At 61.6% G+C, this 12960-nt stretch carries 10 protein-coding genes; 6 read left to right on the forward strand and 4 right to left on the reverse strand.

Annotated features, from left to right (window positions below; translation table 11 throughout):
* Positions 1-136: 136 nt before the first annotated feature.
* Positions 137-754, reverse strand: coding sequence for a sigma-70 family RNA polymerase sigma factor (locus tag VGN12_14365; GenBank protein HEY4310630.1), 618 nt, complete (start codon positions 752-754; stop codon positions 137-139).
* 401 nt (positions 755-1155) lie between these two features.
* Between VGN12_14365 and VGN12_14370 the strand changes: the two genes are divergently transcribed.
* Entirely contained in the window at positions 1156-4509 is a 3354-nt protein-coding gene (locus VGN12_14370) for a WD40 repeat domain-containing serine/threonine-protein kinase (protein HEY4310631.1), read from the forward strand.
* 77 nt (positions 4510-4586) lie between these two features.
* Here the strand turns inward: VGN12_14370 and VGN12_14375 are convergent, their stop codons facing one another.
* The gene (locus VGN12_14375) at positions 4587-5117 is read right to left on the reverse strand and encodes a DinB family protein (protein ID HEY4310632.1); all 531 of its coding nucleotides are present in this window, start codon (positions 5115-5117) and stop codon (positions 4587-4589) included.
* A gap of 137 nt (positions 5118-5254) precedes the next feature.
* Here VGN12_14375 and VGN12_14380 point away from each other — a divergent pair, with 137 nt between their 5' ends.
* The 5 genes from VGN12_14380 to VGN12_14400 all read left to right on the forward strand — a co-directional run bounded on the left by VGN12_14380 (position 5255) and on the right by VGN12_14400 (position 10796).
* Complete coding sequence (locus tag VGN12_14380; protein ID HEY4310633.1) at positions 5255-7090, forward strand: UbiD family decarboxylase; 1836 nt, start codon at positions 5255-5257, stop codon at positions 7088-7090.
* A gap of 2 nt (positions 7091-7092) precedes the next feature.
* Positions 7093-8067: a prepilin peptidase gene (locus tag VGN12_14385; protein ID HEY4310634.1), complete on the forward strand. Its 975-nt coding sequence runs from the start codon at positions 7093-7095 to the stop codon at positions 8065-8067.
* A 73-nt stretch (positions 8068-8140) separates the two neighbouring features.
* A complete protein-coding gene (locus VGN12_14390; GenBank protein ID HEY4310635.1) occupies positions 8141-8914 on the forward strand; it encodes an SDR family oxidoreductase in 774 nt (257 codons plus the stop codon).
* Positions 8915-9073: 159 nt separating this feature from the next.
* Positions 9074-9793 carry a hypothetical protein gene (locus VGN12_14395; GenBank protein HEY4310636.1) on the forward strand — a complete coding sequence of 240 codons (720 nt, stop codon included), beginning with the start codon at positions 9074-9076 and terminating at the stop codon, positions 9791-9793.
* 58 nt (positions 9794-9851) lie between these two features.
* Positions 9852-10796, forward strand: coding sequence for a CHAD domain-containing protein (locus VGN12_14400; GenBank protein ID HEY4310637.1), 945 nt, complete (start codon positions 9852-9854; stop codon positions 10794-10796).
* A 79-nt stretch (positions 10797-10875) separates the two neighbouring features.
* On the opposite strand, the gene VGN12_14405 is transcribed toward VGN12_14400, so the two are convergent.
* Together VGN12_14405 and VGN12_14410 are read right to left on the reverse strand one after the other, a co-directional pair.
* Positions 10876-11316: a hypothetical protein gene (locus VGN12_14405; protein HEY4310638.1), complete on the reverse strand. Its 441-nt coding sequence runs from the start codon at positions 11314-11316 to the stop codon at positions 10876-10878.
* Between the two features lie 264 nt (positions 11317-11580).
* A complete protein-coding gene (locus VGN12_14410) occupies positions 11581-12798 on the reverse strand; it encodes a bifunctional 3,4-dihydroxy-2-butanone-4-phosphate synthase/GTP cyclohydrolase II (protein ID HEY4310639.1) in 1218 nt (405 codons plus the stop codon).
* Positions 12799-12960: the final 162 nt, after the last annotated feature.

Genomic DNA, 12960 nt, shown 5'->3' on the forward strand with positions numbered 1-12960 from the left:
AAGAACGGGCGAGCGCTCGGGACGGGCCGTCAAAAAACCTGTGCAATGGCAGGATCGCCACCTGGGCGATCCGCCGCCAGATACGGCTTTTCACAGCAAAGGAGACAGTCGCAGGCAATACCGTCGAGCGCGACCGCTACGACAGCGAGGAATCAACGGGGCTCAAAAACCGATTGAGCTGTTCCAAAGCTCGCAACCACAACTTGCGCGAGGCGTCCTCAGAACGTCCCATGATCTTCGCGACTTCGGCGAAGGGGCGTCGTTCGAGGCTGCGTAACGTAATGACCTTGCGGTAATCGCGGGGCAATTGGGCAATTGCCAGGTGCAGGCGGCGCGATTCCTCATTGGCATGAGCGAGTTGGCTTGGCGATTCAGACATGCCGGTCGAGTATTCGTCGGCATCGAACCGGTTCAGGGGAACTTCTCGCGATACCTGACGCTTCTGACGCGATTGATACTGCCGAACCGCATCGCGCACATTGTTCAACAGGATCTGGCGCAGCCAGGCGATGAGATCGCGCTCGCTGGTGCCGCCGAAGTGCTTGATATGCCGTTGCGCCTCGATATACGTTTGCTGAAAGATGTCCGAGGGCGCGACCTTGGCGCGCATGTCGTCGGGCAAATTCCTGTCGGCCACCAATAACAGATAGTTCTCGAACGACGCGAACAACTCCCCTAACGTCTCCTTCAAATTCTCCGCTGGTTTATTGGAAGACAAGAATTCTGCTGGCAGTTGAGCTCTGGCCTCGCTCATGACAATTCGCTCCGTAGTTGCAACATCATTCAGGGGTGTAGCCCGTTCCCCAGATGGGATCATGCACCAGCATTCCGGATGGTTCAATCCCCCCGTGTTGATTATATTTATCTGAACGGGGGGTAAGAAAAAGCAATCCAGAATAGAAACGCCATCTATGTGCTTCCAATTCGGGCGCACCGGCAGCGGTATCGCTCCATAAACTGCACCGCAGAGGAGATTTCTGCGGTCACTTAGCGTTGCTGGGCGGCGCGTAATTCTTGATTTGAGTGACTTCCTTAGTGCATAGGCCGCTTCCGGTTGAGTAGACTGTCGGTGACCCTTTCTGTTCGCGCTGGGTCAATTTCTGCGGGGCGCCGTGCGAGATTCCAACTTCCGCGGCCGGGGCAAAAGAGGCAGCCATGGGTGAAAATCCCACGGGCGATGAGTTATCGCGTGCCGAGCAGCAACTCTGCGATCAGCTCTTACGGCTGGACGAATCGCTGGCGCTCGACCCGACGCGCGCCGACGCCGAACCTCCGCCCGATCTTTCGCCCGAACTGTGGGAGCGCTGGCGGCGAAGTTATGCGGCGCTACAAGAGTTGAACCGCGCCTTCAACTCAGGCCCACGCAAAACGGTTGAGGGTCAAGCTACCGCTCTAGGCCGTGATCTTACGTCGGTCGTCGGTCGCGATCCGGGCCCCCCGCAGCGTATTGATCGCTTCCAAATTCTGCGCATCATCGGCCGCGGCAGTGTCGGCGTGGTCTACGAAGCGCTTGACCCGAAGGCCGGCCGTATCGTTGCCCTCAAGGTTCCACGCTTGGGCGTATTGGAATCGCCCAGCATCCGGCGCATGTTCTTGCGCGAGGCGGAAACGGCGGTCCGGCTCGGCCACCCCGGCATCGTTGCCTTGCTCGAGGTGGGCGAATTCGACTCGTCTTGCTTCATCGTCAACGAGTACTGTCCCGGGCCAACGCTGTCCGATTGGCTGGAGCACCGCGCGAAACCTGTCTCACCGAGCGAAGCTGCAAAGCTGGTCGAGGCGCTGGCCGAAGCCGTGCAGCACGCTCACAGCCGCGGCGTGCTGCATCGCCATATCAAGCCCGGCAATGTGCTACTCGAGCCGCGCGAAATCGCGCCGCATTCGCAAACGGACGACACTCAGGCCATTCAGTGGCATCCGAAGCTGACCGGTTTTGGCCTGGCCGGATTGATCGAACGCTCCGCCAGCGAAACTCCCTCGGACGCCATTCTCGGGACGCCGGAATACATGTCGCCCGAACAGGTTCAAGGGCGTCTCGGCGATCTCGATGCGACGACCGACGTCTACGGTCTGGGCGGATTGCTGTATCGCATTCTCGCCATGCACGCTCCTTTCCGAGGTCCTACCGTGGCCGCTACTTTGCACCAGGTGGTGTACGAAGAACCACGCCCCTTAAGACGCATTCGCCCTGACGTTCCGCGCGACCTCGAGGCAATTTGCATGAAGTGCCTGGCGAAATTGCCTGAGGATCGCTACGCCACGGCGCACGAGTTGGCCCAGGACCTGCGCCGCTTCTTGCGCGGGCAAGTGACGATAGCCCGACCGTTGCGTCCCTGGGAGCAACTGGCTAAATGGGGACGGCGCAGACCGGCGCTCGCCGCGCTCATCGGCTCGCTGGCGATTTTCGCGATTGTGTTTTCGACCCTCATGGGGTTGTATCATCGACAGCTCAGCGCCGCCTACGAGCGCGAAGCCGCAGCCAACGCAGCCCTGGCACAGCAGGTCGAAATCAACCGTCGCGAACTGTGGGCGGCGGATTATGCCCACGCTTGGGAAGAACTACAAAAGAACCGCGGCGGTGCGCTGCGCAATTTCTTTGTCAATCATTCGGCCGCCAAAGATCAAGCATCGCCGCCCAGCTTTGCCGCAACGATCCTGCGCCGCTACTTCGACGCGGACCAACACGTGCTCTATAAGCACACGGGCGCCGTTTATGCTGCTGAGTTCTCACCCGATGGCTCGTTAGTCGCCAGCACCGGCACCGACGGCACGATCCGGCTTTGGGACCTGAAGGCTGGACGTCCGGCGGACGTAAAGCCAATGACCTGCGGCAGCGAAACCAATACGCTCGCATTTTCCCCGGAAGGCAATTTCCTCGCTTCGGGCAGTGACGATGGACTCGTGCGAATTTGGAACTGCGCAACCGGCGCTACGGCCAATGAATTTGCCACCAACGGCGACCGGGCGACAAGCATTTTGGACGTTTGCTACTCGCCCGACGGTCGAACGCTGGCTGTGTCCACGCGTGACGGCTTCGTGCATCTCTACTCGACACGCGATTGGCAAGAAGCGACAACCTCGCCCTTGAAGCACGGCAATGCCGTCAACGACGCGGCATTTTCCAGCGACGGCGCTTTGCTGGCGACGACGTCCGACGATCATCGCCTGCGGTTCTGGGACGTTTCCTCAGGCGTCGCGCGTCATGACTGGGATGTTGGTGGAGCGAATTGCCTGGCCCTGGCGTTCGCTCACCATTCGCCGCTGCTAGCGTTGGCCGATTTGCAACCGCCGGTGGTTCGCTTTTGGAGCGTGGCCAACAACCGCCCTGCCCAGCGATTCGAATTTGGCAACCGCTGGATTCACTCGCTCGATTTCTCGCGCGATGATCGACGGCTGTCCGTTTCGAATAAGGACGGCGCGCTCGCGATCTACGACATTGCTCGCAGCGACCTCGACGGCACGCTGTTCGTCGACGCCGAATGCATCTGGTCCGTGCGGTTCTCGCGCACCAGCGACGACTTGCTATTGGGGGTCGGAGACGGCACCGTACGGCTCGTGCCATGGGACGCGTTGAATTCCCGACAGTTCACCGCGACGTTCACGACGCCGGTCGCCAATGTCGCCTTCCTGCCGGAATCGAATCGAATCGTGATTCGCGAGCAAACGGGGCAACTCGCGTCGTGGAATCTGCGCATGACCGAAAAACTGGTCGAGCTGCAGACCCAGCCTAAGCTGGGCCCGCAAGACTTGCTCGCGGTTAGCTCTCGATCGGCCGCGGCCTTTGCGCGCGACCGAGCCCGACAACTCGTGCTCGCTGATTTGAAGAGTGGTCGCGACCTGCTACGAATCGATGGGTTTACCGGAAACCTGATGAGCCTCGCATTCGACGGAATGGGCAGTCGACTGGTTTCAGGGCATGAAGGGGGTGAAATGCAGGTCTGGGACGCCGCGTCCGGCCAGCGTGTTGCATCGGCGGCTACCGGCCAACCCTCGCTGTACGCGGTCGGCTATTCTGCGGACAACCGTTACATCGCGTGCGCCGGCAGTAATCGCCTGTCGCTTTGGGATGCTGCATCCTTGACGCGGATTGCCGGCCCCATCGTTCTCGTGGGCGAGGCGTATCATCTCGCCTTTCAGCCAGGCGGTCCTTATGTCGCGTCGCACGATAGCGATACACTATTGATGTGGAACACCGCCACGCACGAATTGCAACGCTTGCCGGCCCACGACGGCGAAATCACGGCGATTGCGTTCTCGCCCGTTGGCCCGGACCAGGTGCTCGTCACCGGGGGCGCCGACGGCGTTCTCTGGATGTGGGACGTACATACCATGCGCAAATTGGCAATGCTGGTCCGCGGGGCCAAAAGCATTTCGAGCATTGCCTTCTCAGACGATGGCCGGTTCCTGGCTGCGGCGATTCTCTCGGACTCGGGCACAGCCGAGGTCAAAATCTGGAACGGCACCGACCCACGCGTGAACGAAACCCCCGACACGCCAGGCACGCTCGATTGAGCGCCGCCGGTTGGCGTCCGACGGGCAACGTATCGTTTCGCCGCATACGCGTTGCGTAAGCGCGATCGCGCAGAACACTATTTCTGTCCCAAGCGCTGCCGGACGATCGTCAAGTGATGCCGGGCATGCCCGACAATAACGTAGACCCAGGCCCGCACGCTCATCGCGATGCCGCTGGCCGTGACACGCCGCAACCACGCCTCGTCATCCAAATGGCGGAACAGATCGATGCTGGCCTGCCGCACATGGGTCAGCTCGGCCATTAATTCCGCGTGCGGAAAAGTGGCATGATGAGCGTGCCGCGCGTAATCGTTCTCGTCAAACCCGGGTAGCGGAGTCGCATCACCGCGGGCAGCGCGCAGTGCGCGATAGGCGAAAACCCGCTCGCCGTCGGTCAAATGCCCGATGACCTCCTTGATGGTCCAGGTATAGGGCGCATGCACCGTGTTAGCTTGGTCTTCCGACAGCGGTTCTAATAGCGAGCACGCTTCCCGCAATTGTTCAGCCAGTGCCTCGACGATCCGTTCTTCCGGCACCAGCGACACGTACTTGGCAAACGGTCCGCTATACTCGTCCGTCGTCGGACGACCCAGGCTGGGCGAAGCCATAAGCGTGGCTCTCCGAAAACTGAAGGAACATATCGCCCGGCACGCCGCCAGGCTCGAAGTAGGATTTTACACGAAACCACAATCATCGACCGCGACACCGTCGCCGTCGCTGCTCGCAGACCGCCAAGATTCGAATCATGGGCTATCGCACGCTTGCCGAATGTATTGCCGACCTGAAGCGCGGCGGGCATTTGGTGCGCATCGAAAACGAGGTCGATCCCTATCTCGAAGCTGCCGAGATCCAACGCCGCGTCTATGCCGCGGGCGGCCCGGCGATCTATTATGCCCGAGTCCGCGGCTCGACGTTTCCGATGGTCAGCAATCTGTTCGGCACGCTTGATCGATTGCGATTCTTGTTTCGCGATACGCTCGACGCAGTCGCTCGGCTGGTGGAGTTGAAGGTCGATCCGGATCGCGCGCTGCGACGTCCCTGGCGCTATCTGCCCGCCGCGCGCACGGCGCTGCATACGCTACCTCGTCACGTAAGAAGCGGGCCGATTCTGGCCCATCAGACCACGATCGATCGCCTGCCGCAGGTCACCAGTTGGCCTGATGACGGCGGACCGTTCGTCACGCTCCCTCAGGTCTATACCGAGGATCCCGCCAACCCTGGCTGGCGACAATCAAACCTGGGGATGTATCGCGTGCAACTGGCTGGCAACCAGTACCGGAAAAACGAAGAGGTCGGCCTGCACTATCAGATTCATCGTGGCATCGGCGTGCATCACGCAGCGGCACTGCGGCGTGGGGAACCACTGAAAGTGAATGTCGTGATCGGTGGGCCGCCGGCATTGGCTGTCGCGGCCGTGATGCCGCTGCCGGAAGGAATGCCCGAGCTGACCTTTGCTGGCGCACTGGGCGGCCGCCGCGTACATTTGGTGCAAGGCACGACGGGCGGATTGCCTATCGTGGCCGAGGCGGATTTCTGCATTTCCGGCTATATCGAACCCGACCACCTGTTGCCCGAAGGACCTTTCGGGGATCACCTGGGTTACTATTCGCTGGCCCACGACTTTCCGGTCTTGCGCGTCGAGCATGTTTATCATCGGCCCGGCGCGATCTGGCCCTTCACGACCGTTGGGCGTCCGCCGCAAGAGGATACTTCGTTCGGCCAGTTCATTCACGAGTTGACCGGACCGGTCGTGCCTACCTTGATACCCGGCGTCCGCGCGGTTCACGCCGTCGATGCGGCCGGAGTCCATCCGCTGCTGCTGGCGATCGGCAGCGAACGATACGTCCCTTATGCCTCGCAACGTCGGCCGCAAGAGTTGCTGACGCAAGCCAACGCGATCCTAGGGCAGGGGCAAATGTCGCTGGCCAAGTACCTGTTGATCGTGGCGGGCGAGGATCAGCCATCGCTCGAGATTCACGAGATCCCTGCGTTTCTGGCGCACTTGCTCGCGCGTGTCGATTGGCGGCGCGATTTGCACTTTCAAACCCGCACGACGATCGACACGCTCGACTATTCCGGCACCGGATTGAACGAAGGATCGAAGGTCGTAATCGCCGCCGCCGGCCCCATCCTGCGCGAACTGCCCACCAGCGTGCCGAACGATCTGCATTTGCCTCCGAACTTTCAGCAGCCCCGCGTGGCTTTGCCAGGCGTTCTAACGATCTCTGGACCGCGCCATCAGGGCGAATCTGACAACGCCATCGAACAGTTCTGCGAAGGTCAAACGGCCGACGCGCTGCTCAGCCGGTTTCCCCTAGTCGTGATTGTCGATGACAGTGAATTCGCGGCCCGGACGCTCAACAATTTCTTGTGGGTCACATTCACCCGGTCGAACCCCGCGGCAGACATCCACGGCGTCGGCGAGTTTGTCGAGGCGAAGCATTGGGGCTGCACAGGATCGTTGGTGATCGACGCCCGCGTGAAACCGCACCACGCTCCCCCGTTAGTCGAGGATCCGCAAGTTACGCGCCGGGTCGACAGTTTGGCTGCACCGGGCGGCCCGTTGCACGGTATTATTTAGTCATGGCAACCGCACCCTTTTTGATCCTGCTCTGGTGCTTTGCCGTCGGGGCGTGCGTCGGCAGCTTTTTGAATGTCGTCGCCTGGCGCATGCCGCTGGGCATCAGTCTGCTCTGGCCCGGCTCGCACTGCCCACGTTGCAAAAAACCAATTGCATTGCGCGATAATGTCCCGGTGCTGGGTTGGTTGCTTTTGCGTGGCCGCTGCCGGGCTTGCGGCGTTAGCATTTCGCCCCGTTATCCGATCGTCGAGTTTTTGACAGGCGCTGCCTGCGCCACCTTGGCCTGGGTCGAGTTGGTCGAGGCCGGAATCAACCTGCCGGAACTGCCACCAGAGACCTCCACGGGGCTATTAGGCATTTGGCTATTTCACTCGCTGCTCATGGCGCTATTGATCGTGCTCGCGCTGTTCGAGATCGACGCCGCACGCGTGCCGACGAGCTTTATCGTCCTAGGAGTCATGGCCGGAATCATACTGCCCCTGATCCGCCCAGAGCTTTCTCCGCAATCGCCGGAGGCAATTATCGGTAAATCTCAAGTGGCCACACTGGAATCCAGTCTTGTCGGTACGGTCGCAGGCCTGTTCTTCGGCGGCTTGATTTCGTGGGCGTCGACGGGCAATCTATTCGACCGGCAGTCCCTGCTTGGATATACGGCGCTAGCCTTGTCGCTGGTCGGCGCATTCCTGGGTCCAGAGGCGGTGTTGACGATCGCGGCCGTGACCGCGGGCTTGCTCGTCGCCGCACGGCTCGCCGAATTGGCAATGGGCCGTTTGCTCGTCCGCGCGACAACCGTGCTGGCAGCCGTCACGTTGGTATTCCTGCTCTATTGGCGACAATTGACCGAGCTCCGCTGGCCCGGCCATTACGACGGAAATGGGGAGATCGGCTTTACCGCGCTCGGCATCGCGATATTGAGTTTAATCGTGTTCGTTCTGACGAGCCGAGGGGCGCACCGGAAGACGCACACGTCGCGCTAAACGACTTCGTTTTGGTTTGAGTTAAACTATGTGTAAACGAACGCTCCTTATTTCGCGTCGAAGGAAATAGTGCTTGAATAGCAGCCACAACTCCCCCCCCGCCGAGCAACCCGTGGCGTTGGTCACTGGCAGCGGCGCGCCGCGCATCGGCAACGTCGTAGCTCAGGCACTGGCCGGGCGTGGCTATCGGTTGATCATTCACGCGAATTCGTCGATCGCCGACGCGCGGAAGCTAGCCGACGAACTTACGGCCGCAGGGAGTGAGTCCATTGCCGTGACGGCCGACGTGCGCGACGAGCATGCGATCGAGCGCGTCGTTCGCGAGGCACACAGCCATTTTGGCCGGATCGACGCACTGGTGAACTGCGCCGCCATCTGGAATGCGAAGCGCCTGGAGGAAGTCACTGCCGAAGACGTGCGGCAGAATTTCGAGATCAATACGCTCGGCACATTTTTGTTCTGTCAGCACGTGGGGCGAATCATGGTCAGCCAGCCCGAGGGCGGGGCGATCGTCAACTTCGGAGATTGGGCCGTCGTCCGGCCGTACCTCGATTACGCGGCTTATTTTCCATCGAAAGGCGCGATCCCCACCCTGACGCGCACGTTCGCGGCCGAACTGGCAAACCGGAATCCGCGGGTTCGCGTGAATGCCATTCTGCCTGGCCCCGTTATGCTGCCCGAGCATCTTTCATCGGACGAGCGTGCCGCGGCCGTTGCCGGAACGCTTTTAAAGCGCGAAGGGAGCCCGCAAAACGTGGCCCAGGCGGTCGTATTCCTGCTCGCGAACGACTACATTACCGGTGTCTGCTTGCCCGTCGACGGGGGGCGCAGCATTTTCGGTCTGTAGCGCCGTTTTTGTCTGTAATGCCGCAGGGGTGAACGTCCAGGCGGGCATGATGATCCTTTCCGATGCGGCTTGCGCATGCCGGCATCGAAGGTTTATCGCCAGGCATCGTTCAATTCTAAGCGACATTCCGGAGCGAGTTTCGTGCGAGCGTCTCGAAACATGATCCACACGACCGCCTTTCTCGCTGCCTTCGCGTGTATCGCGGCGCTTGGAGTGTACGCGGTACGCGCTGACGAAAGTACGCCGGCGCCGGCCGCATCGGAAACGGTCAACTTATACCTGGCCAAGCAAGGTCTTTCGCCCGAGCAGCTGCTGGAATTCATCGATCGCATGAAGGCCAAGCCCGTGAGCCTGCGCAACCGGCCCGGCTTTTCCCTGGCGATCCTCGACGCGGCCGATCGCATTCTGGCGGCCGATGCGACGCCCGCGTTAAAGACGTCGGCCATCCTCGAAAAACTGGCCGAGTTGCAGCACCAGGCCTCGCACGGCGATAAAACGGCCGACGAGCAAATCCGTGACCTACTGCCGGCGCTGCGCGACGATAAGCGCGAGAAGGTCGCTGCCGAGATTCGCTTCCTCGACCTCGAGCAGCGTGTCCTGGCCGCGGATGCCGTGCCGGCGGCCGATCTGCCGCCACTGCTAGACGAGATTCGTGCGTACTTCAATGGCCGCACGCCGCAAGCGCGCGACCTGCGGTTGGCCTCGGGCACGGTGCGGATCATTAACCGCGTACCGGGCGACGAATTGGCGCAGCGTTCGTACCGAGAATTCGGCGCGATCTTTGCTCGCAGCGAAGACCGTGACCTGTCTCGTTACGGTCGCAAGATCGAAAAGTCGACGAAGCCGCCCGAAGAGAGCAAGGCCCCCCGCGAGCCGTGAATCGCTCGCAAAGGCGAAACCAGGTACAACGAAGTTCGGCCGAGAGAGGAAATCGACGGTGCGCAAGGGAAAGTGGTTTCAAGCAACTTCGCCTGACGAGCCGGTTTCGACCGCCGCCCGCGAAGTCCTGCGCGCACGGCTGCGAACGGTCGCCTATTACCTGCCGCTGGCTTCGTTCAAGAGCGATCGAGACGTCGAGTACGTGCATCAGGTGCGCGTGTCGACGCGTCGTGCCGTGGCACTGTTGCGCATTTTTCGCTCGCAACTACCCAAAAAGCGCGCCGACTGGCTGGACCGACAGTTGAAGAAGATCCGCCGCGCGGCGGGCGAGGCCCGCGATCTGGACGTCCTCGGCCGGCGTATCGCCGAATGGGCCGAAGCACATCCATCCACAGCCCGCACGGCACTCTTGCAACGCGTCGAACGCTGCCGCGATCGCGCCCAGGCGCCGATTGGCCGTGTTCAGAAAAAGATGAAGCGGAAGCGTTTCGACGACCGAATCGAAAAGATCGTCCGTCGCGTCGAGTGGCGTGAGGAAATCGCAGAGCCGAGCTTCGCCGCAGCGGCCGCCGGCTGCCTGCGCACCGTGGCCGAACCGTTCTTCGAGGCGGGGGCCGGCGACACGGCCGATTTGGCCGCGCTCCATCGCTTTCGCATCACGGCCAAACATTTGCGCTATTCGATGGAAGTCTTCGCCGCGGCTTTCGGCCCTGAATTTCGCAGCGACCTTTATCCCTGCTTCGAAGAGGTGCAGACCCGGCTCGGCGAGATTCACGATCATGCCGCAGCGTTGGAACGCTTCAACCAATGGCTGATCCAGTGGAGCGACGGACCTGAAACCACGGCGCTGCGCGAGCTAGCCGACGTCGAGCGTGGCAATCTCGCCCGCACGCGCCAGAACTTCATCCGCTGGTGGACGCCCGAGCGGGCCGCCGATCTACGCCAGCAGTTCGACCAGGCGCTTGCCAGCCAAACGGCTGCGCCCGGCGAAAAGTCTGCCTAGCCCGCTCGACGCGGCGAACGCTGCGGCCGGGCACGGGCGGAATATCCACCCGTGCCACCGACGCGGGGCCCACAGGAATCTACGGCTTCACGTTCAACGGCGAGGCGACGGACTGCAGGAACCGGCCCCCGCTCTCGTACCAGCCGTAGCGGGTAAAGCGGCACCAGTGCAAGTCCATCAGGAAGCCGATCCAATTCCCGGGCCCCTGTTCGAGCGAAGCGATCACGCGGCGAAACGGTAGCGGCGCAGGATGATAGAACCCTAAGCCCGTCTCTGAGATTTGCTTGCCAGCCGCAACGACCGGCGGCCCGATCTGCGTGACGCCGTCAGGCATGACCGGTGTCAGCACGATCAGATGGGGAAACGGATAGCGGTGAGCCCGACGGCGTTCCACCATGCGCTCGCTGGGATAACTGTTAGCCAGCAGGGTTCGCACGCTCGTCGCTACGTCGGCGTCGGGTACCGAGACGCGCCCGATTGCACTGACCGACGCCGAAGGAGCCGTTGATACCGTTGCCATCTCTCTGATTCTCCCCAGGGTCTGTTAGTTCGACTTGATCGACGGTACGAGGAAACAACGCCACGACGTGCGCGCGTAGCAGTACCACAAATCGCCCAAGGGGAGAGGCGCGCAGAAACCGCTATACACGCGAAATGTCCAGCGGCGGCCTGAGGTATGACACACAACCGCCAATGGGTATGTACGTCACGGTTCAAGCGCGGTCAAATCGGAGGCTGACAGAATCCTTTCGAATCCGCAACAGACACCGCCGCGTGCCGGCGGCTACGGCGATTCGGGCAGATGATGGCCCAGTTTTTCCCGCTTCGTGGCGAGGTATCCGGCGTTGTGCTCGTTGATCGGCGGCAGAATCGGAACCTGGTCGACCACCTGCAGATCGAAGCCGCCGTAGATAAAGGCGTCGGTCTTCTTGGGGTTGTTCGTCAGCAGGCGGACCTTCGTCAGCCCAAGATCCTTGAGCAGTTGGATGCCCACGCCATAATCGCGCGTGTCAGCCTTGTAGCCCAGCGCCAGGTTGGCCTCGACCGTGTCGAGCCCCTCGTCCTGCAGGCGGTACGCCTTGAGCTTCTCGATCAGTCCGATCCCGCGTCCCTCCTGCGGCAGGTAAACCAGGACGCCGGCCCCTTCGTTACCGATCATCTGCAGCGCCATTTGCAACTGATCGCCGCAGTCGCAGCGCAGCGAGCTGAGCAAGTCGCCGGTAAAGCAAGAAGAGTGCAGCCGCACCAAGGGAGCGCTAACACTCGACAGGTCACCCATCACCAGCACGATCGGTTCCTGGCTCTCGTATCGCACGCCGTAGGCGATGATCTCGAACTGTCCGTAGCGCGTCGGCAGTTTGGCCGATTCGCTCAAACGATACACTAGCTTCTCGCTGCGGCGCCGATAGCGGATCAATTCCTCGATCGAGATAATCTCTAAATGGTGCTGCTGCGCCAGGGCGAACAGCGCCTCGCGATCAGCACGGTTGCCGTATCCGTCGAGGATTTCGCACAGCACTCCCGCCGGCGATAGCCCCGCCAGGCGCGCCAAATCGACCGCGGCCTCGGTATGGCCGGCGCGGCGTAGCACGCCCCCTTCCTTGGCGATCAACGGAAATAGGTGGCCAGGCCGGACAAAATCTGCTGGCGTGCTGTGCGGATCGACCAGGGCGCGAATCGTCGTCGCGCGCTCTTGCGCGGTAATCCCCGTCTTTGCCGTGCGATGATCCACCGGCACCGTAAAGGCCGTGCCCAGCGGCGCCGTGTTGGTCTCGACCATCGGTCCCAGCTTCAGCCGCTCGCACGCCTCGGGCAACAGTGGCATGCATACCTGCCCACGACCGTGCGTTATCATGAAGTTGACGGTTTCGGGGGTCGCCTTCTCGGCAGCGCAGATAAAGTCCCCTTCGTTTTCGCGATCCTCGGCATCGACCACGATGACAATGCGTCCCGCGGCGATGGCGGCGACAGCTTTCTCGATCGACGAAAAACGGGTGGACATGCAAGACTCCCAAACAGGTCGGGGGCGCGATCGGGCGACGCTGCCACGCTACGATCGGCGTCTGCCCCAACGGACTGTAATATTGCATTATAGGCAGGGCCTAGGGCGTCGCCACGGGCTGGGCGAACAAACCGCCGTCGCTTAATTGCCTCCGACGGCCAC

The organism is Pirellulales bacterium, from assembly GCA_036499395.1.
Taxonomy (GTDB): Bacteria; Planctomycetota; Planctomycetia; order Pirellulales; family JACPPG01; genus JACPPG01.